The 21055-nt window shown below is 42.8% G+C and carries 22 protein-coding genes, 1 tRNA gene and 3 pseudogenes; 20 read left to right on the top strand and 6 right to left on the bottom strand.

The genetic code is table 11. From position 1 onward, the window contains the following. Position 1: 1 nt before the first annotated feature. The 4 genes from C9889_RS00920 to C9889_RS00905 form a co-directional block, all read right to left on the bottom strand. Complete coding sequence (locus C9889_RS00920; RefSeq protein ID WP_129596486.1) at positions 2-1093, bottom strand: DUF373 family protein; 1092 nt, start codon at positions 1091-1093, stop codon at positions 2-4. A 58-nt stretch (positions 1094-1151) separates the two neighbouring features. Further along, positions 1152-1778 (bottom strand): 6-hydroxymethylpterin diphosphokinase MptE-like protein, encoded by a 627-nt coding sequence (locus tag C9889_RS00915; RefSeq protein ID WP_129596483.1) that lies wholly within the window; start codon positions 1776-1778, stop codon positions 1152-1154. Between the two features lie 9 nt (positions 1779-1787). Beyond that, a complete protein-coding gene (ileS, locus tag C9889_RS00910; RefSeq protein ID WP_129596481.1) occupies positions 1788-4958 on the bottom strand; it encodes an isoleucine--tRNA ligase in 3171 nt (1056 codons plus the stop codon). A gap of 152 nt (positions 4959-5110) precedes the next feature. Further along, a complete protein-coding gene (locus C9889_RS00905) occupies positions 5111-6556 on the bottom strand; it encodes a phytoene desaturase family protein (RefSeq protein WP_129596479.1) in 1446 nt (481 codons plus the stop codon). 214 nt (positions 6557-6770) lie between these two features. Between C9889_RS00905 and C9889_RS00900 the strand changes: the two genes are divergently transcribed. The 20 genes and pseudogenes from C9889_RS00900 to C9889_RS09975 all read left to right on the top strand — a co-directional run bounded on the left by C9889_RS00900 (position 6771) and on the right by C9889_RS09975 (position 18921). Further along, complete coding sequence (locus C9889_RS00900; protein WP_129596477.1) at positions 6771-7250, top strand: DUF1947 domain-containing protein; 480 nt, start codon at positions 6771-6773, stop codon at positions 7248-7250. Between the two features lie 75 nt (positions 7251-7325). Next, a complete protein-coding gene (locus C9889_RS00895) occupies positions 7326-7703 on the top strand; it encodes a cell division protein SepF (protein ID WP_013037251.1) in 378 nt (125 codons plus the stop codon). 140 nt (positions 7704-7843) lie between these two features. Then, positions 7844-8350, top strand: a pseudogene (locus tag C9889_RS00890) (ZPR1 zinc finger domain-containing protein); the annotation flags it as partial. A gap of 48 nt (positions 8351-8398) precedes the next feature. Further along, positions 8399-9835, top strand: a pseudogene (proS, locus tag C9889_RS00885) (proline--tRNA ligase). 26 nt (positions 9836-9861) lie between these two features. After that, positions 9862-10918: pseudogene (gene cobT / locus C9889_RS00880) on the top strand (nicotinate mononucleotide-dependent phosphoribosyltransferase CobT). A gap of 103 nt (positions 10919-11021) precedes the next feature. Further along, positions 11022-11221 (top strand) — tRNA-Trp (locus C9889_RS09980). Positions 11222-11359: 138 nt separating this feature from the next. After that, a complete protein-coding gene (locus C9889_RS00875; RefSeq protein WP_072562128.1) occupies positions 11360-11950 on the top strand; it encodes a 50S ribosomal protein L15e in 591 nt (196 codons plus the stop codon). 14 nt (positions 11951-11964) lie between these two features. Then, complete coding sequence (locus C9889_RS00870; protein WP_164999239.1) at positions 11965-12402, top strand: RNA-binding protein; 438 nt, start codon at positions 11965-11967, stop codon at positions 12400-12402. Continuing rightward, entirely contained in the window at positions 12389-13102 is a 714-nt protein-coding gene (rnp3, locus tag C9889_RS00865; protein ID WP_129596473.1) for a ribonuclease P protein component 3, read from the top strand. Before C9889_RS00870 ends, rnp3 begins: the two co-directional genes overlap by 14 nt. Next, complete coding sequence (locus C9889_RS00860; RefSeq protein WP_129596471.1) at positions 13102-13470, top strand: Rpp14/Pop5 family protein; 369 nt, start codon at positions 13102-13104, stop codon at positions 13468-13470. The genes rnp3 and C9889_RS00860 overlap by 1 nt, the downstream gene beginning before the upstream one ends. Positions 13471-13541: 71 nt before the next feature. Beyond that, positions 13542-14312, top strand: a complete 771-nt coding sequence (psmA, locus tag C9889_RS00855) for an archaeal proteasome endopeptidase complex subunit alpha (protein WP_072358139.1) — start codon at positions 13542-13544, stop codon at positions 14310-14312. A 23-nt stretch (positions 14313-14335) separates the two neighbouring features. After that, a complete protein-coding gene (locus tag C9889_RS00850) occupies positions 14336-15028 on the top strand; it encodes a ribosome assembly factor SBDS (RefSeq protein ID WP_129596469.1) in 693 nt (230 codons plus the stop codon). Between the two features lie 12 nt (positions 15029-15040). Next, positions 15041-15808 (top strand): exosome complex RNA-binding protein Rrp4, encoded by a 768-nt coding sequence (gene rrp4, locus C9889_RS00845; RefSeq protein WP_129596466.1) that lies wholly within the window; start codon positions 15041-15043, stop codon positions 15806-15808. Between the two features lie 49 nt (positions 15809-15857). After that, positions 15858-16742: an exosome complex exonuclease Rrp41 gene (gene rrp41 / locus C9889_RS00840; protein WP_129596464.1), complete on the top strand. Its 885-nt coding sequence runs from the start codon at positions 15858-15860 to the stop codon at positions 16740-16742. Beyond that, positions 16720-17514 (top strand): exosome complex protein Rrp42, encoded by a 795-nt coding sequence (rrp42, locus tag C9889_RS00835; RefSeq protein ID WP_129596462.1) that lies wholly within the window; start codon positions 16720-16722, stop codon positions 17512-17514. Before rrp41 ends, rrp42 begins: the two co-directional genes overlap by 23 nt. A gap of 42 nt (positions 17515-17556) precedes the next feature. Further along, the gene (locus tag C9889_RS00830) at positions 17557-17844 is read left to right on the top strand and encodes a 50S ribosomal protein L37ae (protein WP_129596460.1); all 288 of its coding nucleotides are present in this window, start codon (positions 17557-17559) and stop codon (positions 17842-17844) included. A gap of 5 nt (positions 17845-17849) precedes the next feature. Next, positions 17850-17987, top strand: coding sequence for a DNA-directed RNA polymerase subunit P (locus C9889_RS00825; RefSeq protein WP_013037265.1), 138 nt, complete (start codon positions 17850-17852; stop codon positions 17985-17987). 4 nt (positions 17988-17991) lie between these two features. Next, positions 17992-18444 carry an rRNA maturation protein gene (locus C9889_RS00820; RefSeq protein WP_129596458.1) on the top strand — a complete coding sequence of 151 codons (453 nt, stop codon included), beginning with the start codon at positions 17992-17994 and terminating at the stop codon, positions 18442-18444. Between the two features lie 2 nt (positions 18445-18446). Continuing rightward, entirely contained in the window at positions 18447-18689 is a 243-nt protein-coding gene (locus tag C9889_RS00815) for a KEOPS complex subunit Pcc1 (protein WP_129596456.1), read from the top strand. Positions 18690-18780: 91 nt separating this feature from the next. Continuing rightward, positions 18781-18921 carry a hypothetical protein gene (locus tag C9889_RS09975; RefSeq protein WP_164999238.1) on the top strand — a complete coding sequence of 47 codons (141 nt, stop codon included), beginning with the start codon at positions 18781-18783 and terminating at the stop codon, positions 18919-18921. Positions 18922-18964: 43 nt separating this feature from the next. Here C9889_RS09975 and larC read toward each other — a convergent pair whose 3' ends face one another. Both larC and larB read right to left on the bottom strand, forming a co-directional pair. Continuing rightward, the gene (larC, locus tag C9889_RS00810; RefSeq protein WP_129596454.1) at positions 18965-20149 is read right to left on the bottom strand and encodes a nickel pincer cofactor biosynthesis protein LarC; all 1185 of its coding nucleotides are present in this window, start codon (positions 20147-20149) and stop codon (positions 18965-18967) included. After that, a complete protein-coding gene (gene larB / locus C9889_RS00805; RefSeq protein WP_129596452.1) occupies positions 20146-20961 on the bottom strand; it encodes a nickel pincer cofactor biosynthesis protein LarB in 816 nt (271 codons plus the stop codon). The genes larC and larB overlap by 4 nt, the downstream gene beginning before the upstream one ends. Between the last annotated feature and the right edge of the window lie 94 nt (positions 20962-21055).

Genomic DNA, 21055 nt, shown 5'->3' with positions numbered 1-21055 from the left:
TTCATTTCTCTCGATTACCTGTAATGGATAACTTTACACCTGCAAGGGCTGAAATTATGGATAACACTACCGAGTAAATGAAATATTGTAAGCTGAAACTACCGGCTGTAGATTCGGAAGGCAGGGAACTTATTGATAATATGTATTCACTGGAGCCCCATAGGAGAAAACCTGCTGCAATCACAAATAGGGCAGGAGATAGTTTTCTCCAGCAAAAATATTTTTCCATTTTTAGGTCAATTATCTTTCCTGCAATCGCAAAAAGGAAGGCTGAAACATACCACCATACGGATTTATTTATGAAAACGGTCACAAGAGTAATCAGACCATAATACCAGCCACCTCCTGTTGTATAATAGCCCCACAATTCCAGAGCTCCTATTATGGTTGCGATTATTGTCAGTAACCCTGCGGCCATATAGGTGACAAAGGTCATCTGGCCCGCATAGAAGGCTTGTTTCATCTTTTCCCTGGCAATAACAAATGATTCGTCCAGATTGAATCCCCTGTATAACATATAAATGCCAATAGCAGCGGAGATCCCAATAATCGCTCCTTCCGGATATCGGGCTAGGAGGAATATTGCATAGATAAGAGCTGCAAGTCCCAGAGGGACAAAAAATGTCTGGGAAATCTTGGGATCATTAAATGCATGTTTTAGAATGTAATATGTACTTTCAAGATTTGCACTTTGCTTGACGACTATCCTTTTTACCGAATCGATTTTTATTCTTGATTGAACGATGGGCAGAAGGGTTTCATCTTCAGCTCCATCGGAAACAAAAATAGCCTCCTGTGGATTATAGCGGGAAAGTACATCATCAAGCTGGCGTGAGATGCGCTGGTCGGAAATCACACCTACATTCCGGTCACCTGCAAAAGAGACCAGCTCAACATCGGTTCCCTTTTCTTTCAGCTCGTCATAAACACGGATTCCGCCAAACAGTGTATTGATGTCTGAATCTTCCGGATCTGCAGACGCAAGCCTGACAGCAGCATCTATGTGAGCCTCTCTGCCTATAATTGGTGTTTGGACCCCTGCTTTGTCCCCAAGGTCGTTGTCCCGGTCTATACAGATTACCAGTGTTTGCATTGAAGTTCTAGATATAAATTAATACGAAATTATATATAGGTTATCTGGGACAGCATTCTCATGCAAATCCTTCAATAAGCCGACGTGCCCAGTTAAGCTTTTTCTTTTTAATTTCATCGACATTGTCATCATCAAAATCAAAACCTACCAGAGTCATTGAAGTTGCCCCCAGTTGATGAGCCATGAAAACACATCTATCCCCATCTGTAAAGCCTCCAAAATTGAACAGGCCTTGTGGTGGTTTTGTCTGGGATGTACCGATAATGTTGGTCAAAAGAGGTACAAAAGAAAGAATTTTGCCTGTATTGTCCCCGTGGGCATGCACTACCATTATGGCTCCTTTCTTGTTTGCCTCAATCTCTTTTTCAACATCTCCGTCAAGATCAGTTACGATCACGTCCGGAATAAGGCCTTGCTCAAGCAGGACTGATGTTGCTCCATCGGCAGCAATGATCACATGGTCTGAAGGGTCTACCTGCTCAAGATCTTTTTTCAGTGTGGGCGCATTACCGCAAATTAATGTATCTTTGTCCTTGATAACATCAGTAAGATCGTTTAGGTCCGCTTTTACAGGTTCGATGAGAAGATTTGAAAGAAGCTGTGCAGCATCTGCATCAGCATCTTCGGAAAAACCGAAATCTTCTACTATTTTTTTGTATATTGGTTCCCATTTGTCATATTCCATACAAATTCCTCAGTTAGCAGGGGATATTCCAATATGTACATCTATACCTTCCACATTCCAGTCTTTTACCAGAGTGCCTGTAGCATCCACATCAAAGCCAATTACCTGAACCTGTGATCTGACCTCTTTTGCGATGTAGTTTTCCCTGTCCAGCACCAGGTCGACGATTCTTTCGTCATCTATACGGATATGTGCAAGGATGTTCTCATCCACTTCCAGGTCGAGTTCTTTTCGCATATCCTGTATCCTGCGGATCACTTCACGGGCAAAACCTTCGGATTCAATATCCCTGGTCAGGTTTGCATCCACATAGATTCTCCCTCCGCTGAAATCTGCAACAGCAACCATTGAAGGTATTTTGTCCTCAAATTTGACCATTTCCGGGGTTAATGTTGCAGATTCGCCTTCGAGGGATATCTCCAGTTCCCCATTTGCAAGTCCTTTTTTCAATTCATTTGCATCGGCTTTCTGGATGTATTGGATGACCTTGCCTGCATCCTGTTTGAAGACCGGTCCTATGGCGCTGTGATTTGGAGATGCTTCTACTCCAAGTTCATCCCAACTGTGATTAACTTCCACAAGATCTATATCCTTGGCGTTTGTCTGGTCCATAAGGACAAAACGCAGGTCCATTACAGCATCGTAGACCTGCCTGTTTTCAGGTTCAATGACTATACGGTTGACCGGCCAGCGTAGTTTTCTCTTGACTTTCTGGCGTGCATTGGATGCGGCTTCAACCATGGCACGCACAGCAGTCATTTTTTCTTCAAGATCGGTATCCTTGAGGGATTCATCCACTTTTGGCCAGTTACACATGTGAACAGTCAAAGCTGCATCGGGATCAACGTTTTTCACAATATTTCCATACATTTCTTCTGCCAGATGGGGCATGAACGGGGCAATTACTTTGCAGAGGTTTGCAAATACATCATAAAGAACCCTGTAAACTGCCAGTTTGTCAGGATCATCCGCCTCATTCCAGGTACGGGGTCGAATGAGCTGGATGTACCACCGGGAAAGATCTTCCAATACAAATTCATTGATGGTCCTGATAGCACGATGCAGGAGGTACTGCTCCATTGACCTGTCCACTTCTTCTATTACGGATTGCATCCTGGATAATATCCAGCGGTCTTCTTTGCGCAGGTATGGTTCAACTGCTTCAAAAGAAACTTCCAGGGGATCAAATTTATCCAGGGCCATGTAGGGAAGAGGGAATCGATAGACATTCCAGAGAATATTTATTGTCCGGTGGATTGTTGCAAGTTCATCCTGGTTAAATTTCAGGTCTTCCCACGGAGCACTTGAAGAAAGCACATAGCAACGCAGCGAATCCGCACCATATTTCTCAATAACTTCATGGGGCTGTACCACATTACCCAGGCTTTTGGACATTTTCTTTCCTGTGCTATCCAGTGTAAACCCGTGCATCAGCACACTCTTGTAAGGAGCCTGTCCAAAGGCCACCATGCTGGCGCCGAGCTGGGAATAGAACCACCCTCTTGTCTGGTCATGTCCTTCTGTTATGAAATCTGCAGGCCACCATTCTTTGAACTGGTCTTCCCGGTGAGGATAGTTCAGTGTGGCCCAGGATGCCACTGCGGAATCAAACCATACATCAAAAACATCCTCAATCCTTGACATCCGGCCGCCGCAGTCACATGTTAATTTGATTTCGTCCACATAGGGCCTGTGGAGTTCGGTGTTTGGATCAACATCGGCAATTTCTTGCAGTTCCTTGCGGGTTCCCACTACCTTGAGAGATTCACATTCCTCACATCTCCATACAGGCAGGGGGATTCCCCAGTAGCGTTGCCTGGATATGCACCAGTCCCTTGCCCCTTCAATCCAGTCCCTGAATCTTGCAGAGCCAGCCCAGTCAGGATGCCAGTCAACCCTTTTAATTTCCGCAAGCATGTCTTCCTTCAGGTCACCGATCTTGATAAACCACTGTTTGGTGGCAAGATAGATGATAGGTGTCTTACATCTCCAGCAATGTCCATAGCGGTGAGTGATGGTATCATCGGCAAGTAGGAGGCCTTTTGCATCAAGGTCTTCCATCACGACTTTGTTGGCATCCCGGATATTCATGCCTTCATATTTACCGGCCTCTCTGGTGTAGTGACCGTTCGAACCTACAGGGCAGAAAGCGGGAATGTCATTTGCCTTTCCTACATCAAAGTCGTCCACACCATGGCCTGGTGCAATGTGGACACAACCTGTATTTTCAGCAGTTACAAAATCTGCAAGATAAACCCGATGATCGAATTTGGACTGTTCTGGTATGTTTTCTACAAGTGGATGCTTGTATTCCATTCCTGCAACATCTTCACCTGGCATTGTTTCAAGGATTTCATAATCTGTGTACCGTCCTTTTTTAAGTACACTTTCCACAAGATCGGAGGCCATTATGAGTATTTCTTCCTTATCCTCTTTCACGGCCCTTATTTTTGCATACTCAAAATCAGGATTTACAGCCACAGCCATATTTGCGGGGATCGTCCAGGGTGTGGTCGTCCATATAACAATATAGGTGTCATTTTCATTTTTTGTTGCAAATTTGATGAAAATGGAAGGATCGGTACGATCTTCATACTCAACTTCAGAATCTGCAATTGCTGTTTCACAGCGGGGACACCAGTTCACTACCCTTTTACCCACTTCAAGCAGATCTTTTTCGTAAGCCTGTTTGAGGGTCCACCAGGCAGCTTCTATGTATTCATCCTTGAGGGTCATGTAAGGGTCTTCCCAGTCCAGCCATGTGCCAAGGGTGCGGAACTGGTCTGTCATGGCGTCCTTTTGTTTCAGGGCAAATTCCTTGCATTTATTAACAAATTTTTCGACACCATAACTTTCAATATCTTTTTTTGATTCAAAACCCAGAACGCCTTCAACTTTTACTTCTATGGGAAGGCCGTGCATGTCCCAACCGGCCCGGTCTACAATATCATGCCCATTCATGGATTTGTAACGAAGGATGGAGTCTTTGATAATTTTGTTCCAGGCGGTACCCAGATGTATATGTCCGGTAGTATATGGCGGGCCGTCCACAAAGAAAAATCGCTTTTCTCCACGGCGATGCTCTCTTACTTTCATGTAGGCCTGGTTATCCTCCCAGAAATTGTGGACTTTTTCCTCGATTTTTTGTGCATTATATTGATCGGTAACTTCCTTGATCATAATAAGTAATCTCCATGAACAGCTGATATTCTGATTATCCTAATACTACAATGGGTTTAAATAATTTAGCTTTAAATATTTCACGAATCTTTTATACTGAATGCCAAAATGGTTGCTGCAATCCAATTTTTAAGAAACATAATATGCATGTTTCAATGCAGGTTTGAATCTTCGTTTAATATTCTTAGCATTTCAATTATGGAATAGGCTGCACGAGTGACTCCCATACTGCGGCTATCGGTATCTGTACCCGCCACATAAAGATTCCTTACAGGTGTTCTTATTTTTGCAAAATGCCCATTTATAGTAACTGCAGCTTTTTCAGGAATGGTTACCTGATCATGTTGCATTTCCACATGATCCTGGATATCAGGAACAGCTGTGTATATTGTCTCATGGGCTTTTTTTATTTCTTTCTTTTCAGGAGATGAGTCATCTATTGCAAAAGCAAAACCTACAAGTTGTTTCCCCGGCGGAGCAAGGGTTGGGTCATAGTTACTTATTGGCATTGCCCAATAGGCATTATCCTTAAACCAGATTTCAGAACCCCTGTAGTTGAATTCCTTCCTGACCTCATCAAGACCCAGCCATACAGTCAGGCTCTTACTATTAACAATTCCGTTCAATTCCTCGATATAATTGCGGGGTAAATCCTGCACTAATTCGGGTAAATGTTTTACAAAACCGGTGTGTATGACTATGTCTGCAAGATAGATTTCATCGCTTTCCACTCCTGTTACCTGACCGCTTTCAACAAGTATCTTTTTAGCTTTACTTTCCGTCTTTATATCAACTGAATCGGGTAAAGAATACAGGATGGCATTGAGCAGTGCTTTGAGACCTTTTCTTGGATATCCCTGCGAATAGTTTGCCTTGTTTGTTGCAAGCCTTCCAAGGGATGAAAACTGGCTTGATACACTGTTAAACCGAAGTTGTAATTGATTATGGTAATTTGCAGGGATGATGGATTGGAGAATAGATTCCACAGGCGGTCTGTCAGGCTTTGATACAATACTGGCAAATTGTGCCTGTGTAATACTGTCCCTGACAAAACTGCTCCCTGTTAAAATTCTGTGTACCGAGGTTTCCTTCATTGACTTACCTGATAGAAAATGAGAGATTGCATCAACAAAATTATATGAATCGGTGGATAGTGTCTTTGGCAGTGCATCATATACAGATTTTTTTGAAAGGTCGACACCGAAGGTAGAAAGTGTCAATTCTTTGGTGAGGGTCTGTGCGATAAGTAATCTGTCTTTGCGGGGCAGTGCATCGAATACAGCAAATTCCTTTAGGTTAGAAGGTACTTTTAGAAAATTGCGTTCAGTTCTGACAAAATAATTTCCGTAATCTTCGAAAATAGGAAGATAGTCAAAGTAATTCTCCATCAATCTTTTTAGAGGACCTGCTTCCAGATGGGTTATAGCATGGGGGCCTGTATCGACCTGGAAACCATCAACATCGTAACTGTTACAGTTTCCCCCAACCTGGTGATTTTTTTCAAGTACCAATACTTTCTTTCCGTGTTTTGAAAGTGTCAGTGCGGCAAGCAGGCCTGTTGCTCCTGCACCAATTACAATGGCATCATATTTATTCATAATATTCTCCTTTTAAAGACCCTGAAAATTCAGATTATTCTGTAGGTTCATATGTGTAATCGATAATCAAGATTGTCAGATATATTTTTCACTAAATACGACAATGGGTTTAAATAATTTAGGCAAAGTGAACAAACCGGTTTAGGCATAAAGGTTTAAATCCTTATGGCAGCTTTTATTCTAATACAATCAGATTATCCGTCCGGGTGATACGTTGAAGGTAAAATCAAGGGTACAATTGAGGAAATCCGATAGGAAGAAACTTTTTGAAGGAATGGAAGAAAAGTTTGGCAAGATTAGCCGTCTTGAAGATAGTAAAATAGAAAGTGCCCGGGCAGATAACATGGAAGTCCTCATTGTAGAGGGTAAAATCTTATTCTTCAAATATGAGGAAGATTGGCACCCTACAGTTAGGGGCGTGCTTGAATATGGTATAAATGAATACGTGGTAGTTGTGGACCAGGGTGCCGTTAAATTTGTTATTAATGGCGCGGATATAATGAGTCCGGGTATTGTTTCGGCAGATCCTGTTATCAAAGAAGGGGACATTGTCGTTATAAAAGAGGAAGCTCATAATAAACCACTGGCTATCGGAAAGGCCCTTGTGCCTGGACCTCAGATGGTTGCGGATTCAGGCAAAGTAGTAGAATCCCTGCATTATGTGGGTGATGAGTTCTGGAATCTGGAACTTTAAGACAAAGATATCTTTAAAATATAATGAACGTTATAAGGACATTAGTTCTTTAATTCAAAATAAAAGGTGCGGACTATGGCATTCATGGACAAATTGTTCGGAAGTGGAACTAAAGCTACGTCTTCTGCAGAAGAGTACACGGAACTTGATCTTGGTAAATATGAAGAGGTAATGGATGAGGAACCTGCTGAAACTTACGTAAGGGTTGCTGAACTTACCAATCTTAATGAATTACCGTCCCTTAAAAAGGAAATATATGACGGCAATATCCTTATGATTGATATTTCCAATATAAAGGCTGATAAACTGATGCTGGACCGTGCTTTGAAAGATCTCAAGGAAGTTATAATCGATGTCCACGGTGATATCGCGGGGATCAAAGAAGATCAGGTATTGGTAACACCAACCGGCGTAAAAATAGACAGGTCCAAGGTAATTGGTGGGAGATATTGAACCCAGAAAGCGAAAGGAAAGAGGGATTTGATACCCAAACCACATGTCCTCTTTGCCACAATGAAATGATCATACACTGGCAGAGTGACGATATACCTTTTTTTTGGTGAAGTTATGTATGTAACGAGCGTTGCGGGTGTGGTTTTCGTTTTACAGACACTATGATCCTGGCTCAGAAAGAGCCGATACGTTGTGAATTGAAAATAGAAAAGGAAGAAGACCTTAACTGCAGGGTTATCCGATCAATATCTGGAACTATAAGAATTCCTGAACTTGGTATTGTTGTCGAACCCGGAAATGTTTCTGATTCCTATGTGACAAATATTGAAGGATTGCTCTACAGGGTCAGGGATGTAGTGGAAGCTGCAATAAAATGGTCTCAAGATGATCCGGAAAAAGAGGCTGCAGGGAAAAATATTCTGGAAAGGTTAAATGATACACTTTCCGGCAAGGCTAATCTTACCGTCATAATGGAAGATCCACTGGGTAACAGTACTATTATATCTGAGAAGGCATCATGCAGCAATCTTACTCCGGAGGAGGCATCAGCACTTAAGACAGGGATGATAATTCTGGATGCTGATTCCGCTGATCTTAAGGTTGACTCTTCTGAAAATATCCAACCTCTTGGAAATGACTATAAATAATGGGTCGATTTATCTTCGCAGGATTTAAAAACAATTTCTGGTGACTTTATGGGCGAACAGGAAAAAGAAGCATCACTGCCATCAAAAGACAATTTCAGTGAATGGTACAATGAATTACTCCAAATTGCAAAGATAATGGATGTACGTTACCCTGTAAAGGGTATTTATGTCTGGCATCCCTTCGGTTTCACTATCAGAAAAAAAACATATTCTATTATGAGGCAACTTCTTGATAGGGATCATGAAGAAACAATGTTTCCTCTGCTTGTCCCTGAACCCGAGTTTATGAAAGAGGCACAGCACATAAAGGGATTTGAGGATGAGGTCTACTGGGTGACCCATGGGGGCACATCTCCTCTTGAAGTAAATCTTGCATTGCGTCCCACAAGTGAAACAGCCATATATCCTATGTATAAACTCTGGGTGCGCTCTCATGCAGACCTCCCCTTGCGCCTGTATCAGATTGTCAACACATTCCGTTATGAGACAAAACACACGCGTCCTCTTATACGCCTCAGGGAGATAACTTCTTTCAAGGAAGCGCATACAGTTCATGCTACATGGGATGAAGCAGCCTAGCAGGTAGATGAGGCAATCAGGATCTATACTGAATTCTACCGCAGGCTTGCGATACCGATACTATCTTCCAGAAGACCCGAATGGGACAAGTTTCCGGGTGCGGATTATACGATTGCTGTTGATTCATTGATGCCTGACGGGAGGACGCTTCAGGTAGGTACTGCTCATCATTTGGGCGACAATTTTGCAAAGACTTTTGAAATAACCTATGAAGATTCTGAAGGGGAGCAGGTATATGCTCACCAGGCCTGTTATGGTGTTTCCGAACGCTGTCTTGCAGCTCTAATTTCCACTCATGGTGATGACAAGGGACTTGTACTTCCGCCTGAGGTGGCCCCGGTACAGGTTGTTATTATTCCTATCATATTCAAAAATCCTGAAGAAGTTCTTGCAGCCTGTGAAAAGGTATCAGAAGAGCTCAAGGATGCCGGTATTAAGGTCAAGACTGATGATAGCGATAAGCGCCCGGGTGCCAAATACTACAAATGGGAGATGCAGGGTGTACCGATCAGGCTGGAAATCGGCCCTCGTGACCTGAAAAATAAGGCAGCAATGATGGCAAGAAGGGACACCGGTGAAAAAGAACAGATTCCACTTGAGGATATATCTACAACCATAAAGGAGACCTTCGCAGATATACATAAAAACCTGTATTCACAGGCTGAGGCACAATTACAGGAGCATATTTTCCTTTGTGAGGATCTGGAAGGGATCAAAGATAAACTGGCTCATGGAATTGTTCAAACTTACTGGTGTGGAAGAGAAGATTGCGGTAAAGAGATGGAAGATGTCATTGGAGCCGGAATACTCGGAATACCGAATGAACAACCTGATTGTAGGGGTAAAAAATGCCCTCTGTGTGGTGAAGAGGCAGTCAATTCCATTTATATTGCAAGAACCTATTGAATTTATAAAATAAAACAGTGGTAATTATGGATTCATTCCTACCTGGACATAAAGATGTACCTGAAAAGCCTCTTTTCGTATGTGTGCTTTCTAACACTGAAACTGCATATATAGAGGGTCTTTCAGCCGCAGGAAAGAGTGCCAAACTGACAGATTATACTCCTGCAGGAGATGCTGAAGTGCTGGAAACGGGAAATATCATAACTGTTCCCGTACTGCCTATGACTCCTCCTTTTAACACTCCTACGCCCGGGCTCACTACACGTGCCGTTCTGGTTACTACGGGAGTTCCTCATGTGTTTGTGCGTGCGGGTATGAAGCTCACCCCCGAGGTTCCGATGATAGACCTTGAAGTGCCTGCAGGGGCGGATATACGCAATAAAATTGCAGTAGATGATCCGCACACTGTTTTCAAACGTGCAGAAGAAGCAGGTAAAAAACTTAAAGATAAATCAGATTTTATAGTTATTGGGGAGAGTATTCCCGGTGGGACGACAACTGCCCAGGCGGTTCTTAACGCTCTGGGATATGATGGAAAAGTGAGTAGTAGTGCTTCAGTGAATCCTATAGGACTGAAAGCACAGGTTGTAAAGCAAGCTCTTGAGTCTTCAGATATCACTCACGGAAAACTCAGGCAGGATCCTCTTGAAGCTGTACGTTGTGTGGGTGATCCCATGATGCCTGCGGTTGCCGGACTTGTTTCCGGTATAGGTTGTGGTACACGTGTAATTCTTGCAGGTGGAACACAAATGGCTGCCGTATTCAGCATTATAAAACATATGGGAATGGATACGGGTAATCTTTCCATTGTTACTACGAGTTATGTGGCAAATGATGAAACTGCAAATTTCCGTGACTTGGCAAAACAGATTGGAGTAGATATGTTTGCTCAAGATCTCGGATTTGGCAAATCTAAACTTGTAGGTCTCCAGCAATACGAAATGGGCTATGTAAAAGAAGGAGTCGGTGCAGGGGGGGCCTTTTTATATGGGGCGTTTGTTGGGCCACTCCTGCCAGGAAATGACGGCACAGGTGGAGAAGATTTGCATTGAGCTGGCAGATCTGCTGGAAGATTATGAGTAAATTCATTACATATTTGCCGCGTTATCCGCCTCTGCACCGGTAAATATATTATATATGAGGTGTATTGGGTGGATGCTTACACGTTTCATGCAACGTGTTTTGCGGGGCTGTGGCCTAGCCAGGAATGGCGACGGGCTCCAGCGGATAAATGATGAACAACGGGTCTACTGAGGCTTGCCCGACGGGGTTTGCCAGTGAGGAACCGTTGGAGCACTGATATGTGTTCATAAGAACAGTCAAAGCTGCTAAGTGCAGTTGTTCGGAGAGACCCGTCGATCGTGAGTTCGAATCTCACCAGCCCCACGTTTTTCTTTTCTTTTGTAACACAAACCTTTAAATCATATTGCCGTCGTATTAGCGGCGTGTTTCATCTACGGGAAAAATCCCGTTGGAGTGTGGCCTTTATGGCTGAACCGTCAATGAATGAAACAAGGTGAAATAATGTCAAAATCATTTTACAGTTATGTAAGAGACGCATGGAAAAGACCTGATGATTCTTATGTAAAGGATCTCAGATGGGAAAGACTCCAGGAATGGAGACGTGAAGGCTCAGTAACCCGTGTAAAAAGGCCTACCCGTGTAGACCGCGCACGTTCCCTTGGGTATAAGGCAAAACAGGGAATCACAGTCGTACGGGTAAAGGTACATCGTGGAAGCAGGCGTAATTCCCGTTATATGCGTGGAAGAAGGACCCAGCACATGGGTAAAAATAAGATCACAGGAGAAAAGAGTCTCCAGAGAATTGCCGAGGAAAGGGCTTCACGCCGCCATCCTAACATGGAAGTACTCAACTCTTACTGGGTAGGAGAAGATGGAAAGAATAAATGGTTTGAAGCAATTCTTGTGGATCCATTCCATCCTGCCATTGTTAAAGACAAGGACCTTAAATGGATATGTGACAGTTCCAGCCGGGGACGTACTTTCCGTGGAAAAACAAGCGCAGGAAGAAAGAGTAGAGGTATGCGCAGTAAAGGAACCGGTACGGAAAAAACCAGGCCGAGTGTCCGGTCCAACAATAACCAGGGCAAGTGATTCACTATATAACATTGCGCGTAACTGCGCATGCAACCGAAGACAGGGACAGAGTAGTCTCTGCCCTGAAATTTCTTTTACCGGATGTTATCCGTAACTCTCCGGATATCGATAATCAGATAAATTATCTGGTTGTGGATGGACATTACGGTAACCCGATGGCTTTGTATAGTCTGGATTTTAAGCGCAAGGCTGAAACTTCCGCTTTTATGGATCGCTTGGTTTCGGAATTATCTAAATCACAAAGAGAGGAACTTGTTCAGCAACTGGATGAGCGTCTCGATGATCAGCTGATGCTGCATCTACGATTTAGCAAGCAGGACGCATACTCAGGAAAACTGGTTACGGAATCATCTTCCGATGCGATTGCTGTCAAAATAAAAATCGCCACTTATCCTAAAGACAGGAATAAAGCCCTTGAAATGGTGGAGGATTTTTTTGAGCGGGTCTGATTACTACGATTTGAATATACATGTGCTTGCGGATGGTTCAAGTTCTGTAAAACAGATGCTTTCAGTTGCAAACCATCTTGGATATTCAGGAATTGGTATAACGAATCATATTGATAAGGAACCACCATCTGATGGTTCGCATGAAGATATAGAACTGGTTCGGGGTGTGGGGATAGAAGTCCGTAATTCTTCAAAACTTCATGGTCTCATTGGGAAATATCGCAAGAAAGTAGATGTTCTTGTGGTTCATGGGGGCAGCGAATCCATAAATCGCAGTGCAGTAGAAAATCCCAATGTAGATGTCCTGACTAATCTTCCCACCGGCAGAGACAATGGTTTTAATCATGTCCTTGCAAAATCAGCCCACGATAATGAAGTGGCAATCGCATTCAATCTTGATGCCATAATCAAACAGAGGGGTGGAAGGCGGGTACATGCTCTGGCCCATTTCAGGAAAAATTTACAACTTGCAAGAAAATACCATGTTTCTACAGTACTGACGAGCAATGCTATGTCCTGCTATGACATACGGGCTCCCGGGGAAATGATTGCGCTTGCCGGATTGTTCGGTATGGAAAAGGATGAAGCAAATGCAGCTTTGAGTACTATTCCGGAAAGAATTATTAAACGCAACAGAAGAAATTCCTCAATGCCGCAAGGTGTTCGCATTATTCAATACAATGGTCAGGAGCTTTGTTAATGAAAGTACTCCCTCCTACTCTTCGAGACCCGAAAAGGTATCTTGCACTGGAATTAATCTGTGAGGTCCGGGTTTCACGGGAGGATTTCCTCAATGAGATCTTTTCCAATTCCGCTGCATTAATTGGCGATTTTGGTTCAAGTCAGGCCGGTATCAGGCTGCTTGATTTAAATGATAACATGGGTATACTTCGCTGCAAGCGAGGTTCAGAAGACCTGACCCGGGCTATACTTGCTACAATTACAAGAGTAGGTGGGTACCCTGCAATTGTAAATGTGCTTGGAATTGCAGGTACTGTGCGATCGGCAACCGAAAAGTACATTGAAAAAAGGGATTCATATAGCGTCCCTAATGACAAACACATATAAATGGATAGAAACTATATTATACGTTGTTATCGATACCACGTGCATAAGAATTAATAGGAGATAGATACGAAATGCAGATGGCACCACAAATGGGTTATGATAGAGCGATCACGGTTTTTAGTCCTGATGGCAGATTATTTCAGGTAGAATATGCCCGTGAGGCAGTAAAGAGAGGAACCACAGCTGCTGGAATCAAAGCCCGTGACGGTGTAGTCCTTCTGGTGGACAAAAGAATTACCAGTCATTTGATTGAAGCTGAATCCATTGAAAAGATATTCCAGATTGATGAACATATCGGGGTAGCTACTTCAGGACTTGTAGCTGATGCACGTGCTCTTGTAGATCGTGCCAGAGTAGAAGCACAGGTTAATGTTGTCTCCTATGATGAGCCTATAAGCGTTGATGTGCTCTCAAAGAAGATTTGTGATCACAAGCAGACCTACACTCAGTACGGCGGCGTACGTCCTTATGGAACAGCTCTTTTAATAGCAGGTGTTGATGGCTCCACACCAAAACTCTTTGAAACAGATCCAAGCGGAGCACTACTTGAATATAAGGCAACAGCGATCGGTGCAGGTAGAAACGCCTTCATGGAAGTTTTCGAAGAAAAATACAAGGACGGAATGGATCTGGATGAAGCTATTATGCTTGGTATGGAAGCCCTTTACAATGCTTCAGACATGAAACTGGATGCATCCACTCTGGAAGTCGGTGTGGTGAAAGTGGAAGATAAGATGTTCTCCAAATATTCCAGTCAGCAGGTTGAATCCTATGTGGAGCGGATACTTGAAAACCACAAAGATGAAACCGAAGAAGCAGAAGATGAAGAAGCAGAACAGTAAATCCAGTAAAGGTGTGAAAAATTATGGTATCTCTTGATGAAGCTTTAATTGCCCGTCTTAAGAAAGGTAGTAACCATTTTGAAGTGTTGGTTGACCCGGATGGTGCTTTTGAGTACAGGCAAGGAAATGATGTAAAGCTGGAAACAATTCTTGCTGTTGAAGATATTTTCTCCGATGCAAAGAAAGGAGACCATGCAGCAGAATCCGATATCATTAACAGTTTTGGTACGGATGATGTTTATGAAGTTGCAGGCAACATCATAATGCATGGAGAACTACAGCTTACCCAGGAGCAGAGAAAGCATTTCCTTGAAGAAAAGACAAAGCAGGTTGTAAGCATTATTGCTCATAATGCGCTTAATCCGCAAACACGTGCGCCTCATCCACCGGCCCGTATTAAAACTGCAATGGAAGAAGCAAAAGTACATATTGATCCTCTCAAAAGTGTTGATGAGCAGGTAAAAATTGTGATGAAAGCAATTCGTCCAATAATCCCTATCAGGTTTGAAGAGGTCGATATTAAGGTACAGGTTCCTCCTTCATATGCAGCTAAATCTTACGGTGAAATAGCAAATTTTGGAACCCTTGTAAAAGATAAATGGGAAAATGATGGTTCCTGGACAGCTGTAGTCAGGATGCCCGCAGGATTGCAGAATGATTTTTATGGTCTTATTAACAGGCTCACAAAAGGCGATGCTGAGACTGAGCTCTTATAAGGAGATTTCAGGATGAAACGCAAAATCGTTTATCCCGGCCAGGTGCTTTCCGAAAATGAAAAGCAAGCTGGAACAGGTACGTATGTGCATGAAGGCAAAGTATACTCACTGTTCTACGGGGTGGCCAATGATAAAAATCGTGTAACAGTTGTTCCTTTTTCAGGTAAGTACATACCGTCCCCCAGGGATTATGTGATCGGTTATGTAATAGAAGTCACTTCATCAAACTGGATATTTGATATCGGCTCCCCGTATGACGGACTTCTTCATGTATCTGAATATCCCAAAAGGGTGGATAGTTCAATGATGCGAAAGGAAATAGGCATCGGGGATTGTGCGATTTTGCGTATAAAAGATGTTAATACTTCCATGAAAGTGGAACTTTCAATGAAGGATCGAGGTCTTCGCCGTCTGGATGAAGGCAGGATTATAGATGTATCCACTACGAAGGTTCCACGTATCATCGGGCATAATGGATCCATGGTTTCAATGCTCAAAAAGGAATCCAATTGTGACATCTTCATAGGACAAAACGGAAGGATATGGTTAAAGGGTAAAGATGAAGATATGAACAGGCTGACACAGGCCATAGAGATTATTGAAAATAAATCCCACACATCAGGATTGACCAACCATATTAGTGCTTTCCTGCGTTATGAAGAATCCGATGAAATCGAGGAAAAGGAAAAACCTGTACCATTTACCAGTAGTAAGAAGGACTACACAGAAGACGCTTGCCGAAAAGTAGATGTGCTGCTTAGTGATGAAGATGAAAATTGAGCGGCTTTTTAATATTTAATATACTGAGCAGGATTTTGGAGAACTTGTAATGAGTGATAAACCGGAACGTTTTATTGATGATGAGGGTCTCCGCCTTGATGGAAGGCGTGTTGATGAGATCCGACCCATGAAAGTAGAGATGGGTGTGCTTTCAAGAGCTGATGGCTCATGTTACCTTGAATGGGGAAATAATAAGGTGCTTGCAGCAGTTTATGGCCCCCGTGAACTGCACCCGAGAAGGATGCAGAAACCCAATGAAGTACTTGTGCGCTACAAGTATAATATGGCCTCTTTTTCTGTGGAAGACAGGATAAGACCGGGTCCAAGCAGAAGAAGTACTGAGATATCGAAAGTTAGTGGAGAAGCTTTTGAACCTGTCGTGATGACACAATATTATCCCGGTGCTGTAATAGATGTATTCGCAGAAGTATTACAGGCCGATGCAGGGACCAGGACCGCTGCTATCAATGCAGCAACACTTGCTCTTGCAGATGCTGGCATACCCATGAAAGGGCTTGTTTCAGCCTGTGCAGTCGGGAAAGTTGATGGGCAGCTTGTTCTTGATCTCAACAAACCAGAAGATAATTATGGTCAGGCTGACCTTCCTGTCGCAATGACCCAGGATGGGGAAATAACTCTTCTCCAGATGGATGGCCACCTTACTCCTGAAGAACTTGAAGAAGGCCTGGAGATGGTTAAAAAAGGCTGCCAGCAAATTCTTGAAATTCAGCGTGAAGTCCTTGTTTCCAGATATGGGAATGAGGATGAAGAAGGCGAAGAAGCTGAAGAGGAAAGTCCAGAAGAAGTCCCTGATTCAGAAGAAGAGGAAGAAGAAAGGGATGACTCATTCGACAATGAAGAATCTGAAGCAGAAAATGCGGATGAAAATGATGTAACCGAAGAGGATGAGGGTGAAGAAGATGAGCGGCAGTGAGGTTATTTCCAGACTGAAAAGGGATTATATTTACAACCTTATGCTCAAGGGTGAACGTGAAGACGGTCGCCAATTCGATGAGCTAAGGGATATTGCTCTTGAAACAGGTATTATCGATAAGGCAGAAGGCTCTGCAATGGTGCAGTATGGGGATACCCAGGTAATGGTGGGTGTCAAAATGCAGATTGGTACTCCTTTCCCTGATAGTCCTGCAGAAGGAGTAATCATTACCAGTATGGAACTTAATCCGATTGCTTCACCTGACTTTGAAGCAGGTCCTCCAAGAGAGAAAGCTATCGAGATGGCCAGGATTGTAGATAGAGGCATAAGGGAATCTGGCGCAATAGATATAAATAAGCTCTGTATTACGGAAGGCGAAGAGGTATGGATGGTTTTCATTGATGTCCATGTTCTGAATAATTCCGGAAATATACTTGACGCCGCATCCCTGGGTGCAATCGCTGCCCTTATGACCACAACAGTACCTTCTGAAAGAGAAGGAAAAGGTGAAGATTATCCCCTGCCTGTGCGTGAAATGCCTGTGGGTATATCACTGGTCAAGATTGGTGATGAAATGTTGTTAGATCCCACTTATGGTGAAGAATCAGTATGTGAAACAAGAATTACCATATCCTCTAATCAGGACGGTTCCATTTGTTCAATGCAAAAAAGTGGTTCAGGTAGTTTGTCACCGGCACAAGTTGTTAAAGCAAGTAAGATCGCGAAGGAAAAAGGCGAGATTATACGAGAAAAGTATTTATTGGAAATATGAGTAACAGGGTTTTTAGATCATACCTCCAAGGAGACAATTATCATGGCAAAAAAGTATTCAAAAAAGGGAAGGGTTTCCCGTTCAGCAGGAAGATATGGTACCAGATACGGTCGTAAGGATCGTAAACTTGTTGGAGATATCGAAGAACGGACACATATGCCACATACCTGTGTAAAATGTGACAGACCTACTGTAAAAAGGGTCGGTACAGGTATCTGGGAATGCAAGAAATGTGGCCACACCTTTGCAGGTGGTACATACATTCCATCCACTTCTGTGGGCAAAACGATATCCAGAACAGTTAAGAAAGCAGTCGAACAGGTTGAGTAATATATATGGATTATAAATGTACCCGGTGTAAGAGAGCAGTTGAAATTGACTACCAGTACACCGGAATACGCTGTCCTTATTGTGGGAATCGTATTCTTGTAAAAGGAAGGCCTACCACTATAAAGACATTGAAAGCAGAGTGAGAGGATGTTAATTTCCTCATCACGCTCTCCTTCACCTCCAACCCGTACCCTTTGTAAGTATCTTGCATCTTTTTTTAACTGCGAGTATGTCACACGGGGTAAAAGTGGTTTAGAGGACATACTGTATGGTATGGATGCTGAAACCCTGCTTATAGTAGGACAATATCATGGCAATCCTGCCAGTCTGACATTTTTTGATAGTGAAGGGCAACAACAATTATCCATATGGATGAATGTTGCATTCCATGACAAACCCAAAAAATCTTCTTCAAAGGGCAGTATGCCAGCCATTAAAGGCAATGGTAAACTGGCAGGATTACTCGCTGATTTATTACCTGAAAGTGATAATAACTCCACGTGTTCTATTCAGATAGATGATGATTTAATGAGCTTTTATTGTAATGGCAATAATCTATTCAATCTAAAGGTAAAAGGGTTCAAGACAATGGATGATTAAGTATGGATTCATCTTCTGAAACAATCATTGAAACTCCGGATGCCCTTAAATTGTACCTGTCTGTAAAACCAGAACTGGATAGATTGGTTACCGATCGTTCATCAATAGAAATAGATGTCAAGGACTCTCAGTTGGTAATGAGAGTTACATCAGATGACCTAATATCGATGAGGTCCACATTGAATACCTGGTATAGGCTTATCAAAGTAGCATATGAAATGGTCACTCTGACATCACCAAATTAATTTCCACTTTCTTTTATGCATACTTTTAATATCCATGTTCAGTGAAAAACTTCAAATCCAGTCTTGTTCAAATTTAATCTGGAGGTATTTTATGGCTCTTAAAACATGTAAAAAAAACAGTGAGAGACCTCTTTGTTTATGGGTTCGTGCCTGCAAAAAATTCAATAAAATAGCAAAGCAGCAGGATTATTATGAGGGACGTCGCCTATCAAATGAAGAAGATGATCTTTAATTTACTGTAGCCCATTCAATTAAAGGGTGATGAAAGCCAAATTTCATTCATATTTATCCCTGGCCTTTGTTTGGGCTTTTCTTATAATTTCCCTGACCGGAATTCCGGTAATTTTTGAGATCTCTTTACAATCATCATATTCTGCTGAGATATGTAATATGCCACTGTCTGGTGTATGGGCTATCTTGATTGCAATTTGATAGGGAATATCGTTAATTTCAAGTTCAACGGTCCCCATCCTGCGGTCTGCTATATACCGATGTTTTGTTGGAATAGTCCGAATGCCAAGGCTTCCAGTTTCTTCCATGATTATCCTGGCAAGTTCCTCACCATGATGTGAGTGAGTTACAACCTTGATGATATGTCCTGCTCTTCCCTTTTTCATTGTCGCAGGTATTATGGATACATCTTTAGCACCATTTTCCAGTAAACGATCAAAAAGATTTCCCAGTACTTCCCCGGTTACATCGTCGACATTTGTTTCAAGTACTTCCACTTCATCCCTGGATAAGGATTTTTCTGTTTCTATCATAAAAGCACGCAGCACATTAGGCCAATCAGTGTCTATATCTCCTGCCCCGTATCCTGTATCCCTAACCTTTCCGGCAGGAATGGACAGGGTGGTTTTTGCAAAATGGGCCAGTAAAGCAGCACCTGTGGGTGTCAGGAGTTCCGTATTTCCTTTGCCATAAAATTCCAGTTCCGATGTTTTTAATATTTCAAGGGTTGCAGGGGCAGGTATCGGCATAATTCCATGAGATGTGTTTACCGTTCCTGTCCCTGTATTTATTGGCAGGCAAAGTACTTCTCTGACACCCAGCTGATGGATTGCAATGCATGAACCTATGATGTCTGCAAGAGCATCAGTTTGTCCCACTTCATGAAAATGTAATTCTTCAATTGGTTTTCCATGAACCTTTGATTCAGCATCTGCAAGGATACCAAATACACTAATAGCATCGTTTTCTATATCTGAAGCAAGGCCGCACCCTTTTATGAAATTCTTGATTTCCCGGTAACTTCTGGCATTTTCAAAGCCGGGTATATTGAATTTGACATCAACAGATTCAATTCCCAGTTTGACAGTTTTTTCAAAAAGCATTGAGATATCAAGTCTTGATTCGAGAGTCTCTTTTATTTTGTTTCCATCGGCCCCGAGTGAAATCAATGAACCCATAATCATATCTCCGGCAGCACCGGAGAACGGATCGAACAGTATAATTTTCATGATAACCGGCCTTGTTGATTCTCAATAACTACTGGATCAGTCTGTTCTCGTGCAGCAGCAACTGTATTTGCGATCCTGCCTGCGAATGCTCCGGCAACAAAACCTGCATCGATGTTAACAACAGACAGAACCGAGCATGACTGTAACATCGAATACAGGGCAGCTTCACCCTGTGCCCCTATTCCATATCCTGTTGATACAGGCAGGCCTATTACAGGTACATCAAAAAGGCTTGATACCACGGTTGGCAATGTACCCTCACGACCGGCTGCAACCACTACAGCATCCGGTCTGTCAGATTCCAGGTTCTTTACCTCGTTGAGCAACCTGTGAAGACCGGCAACTCCCACATCATATATCTTCACAGTCTCACATCCCATCTCCGCTGCCGTCATCCGCGCTTCTTCCGCAACATTGATATCAGCGGTACCGGCTGAAATTATAGCCACAACACCACCGGTCTTTCTAATGGGTGTCCCGTTATGAACAACTGCAGTCCTGTGATGGATTCCCCAATCTATCCGTTCACTGCCAAATTCATTTTCCAGACATGTGGATTGATCTTCGCTAAGGCGGGTTATAAGGACACGACCCGTTGCCTCAATCTGGGCTTTTGCAATTTCCAGAACATCTTCCGATGTTTTTCCTTCTGCAAGTACTGCTTCCATGATGCCTGTCCTGTGTTTCCTGAACGTATCGATGTTGGCGACATCACATACCGGAACATAACCAAGGGATCGTATACAGGCCTGGGTATCATCAATCCCGACTTCACCGTTTTTGTATTTCTGAAGAAGATCTTTGAGATTCATTGCTTACCTCTCTATCCTGTAATGAATTGTATATTGTAATATAATTCATATATGTGGCTATCTATTATAGTTCTAATTATTCCTTATAGGGACA

The sequence above is a fragment of the Methanohalophilus profundi genome, assembly GCF_004137855.1.
Classification (GTDB): domain Archaea; phylum Halobacteriota; class Methanosarcinia; order Methanosarcinales; family Methanosarcinaceae; genus Methanohalophilus; species Methanohalophilus profundi.
Note: the sequence above shows the minus strand (reverse complement) of the source record. Positions and strands in the feature narration are given on the sequence as shown.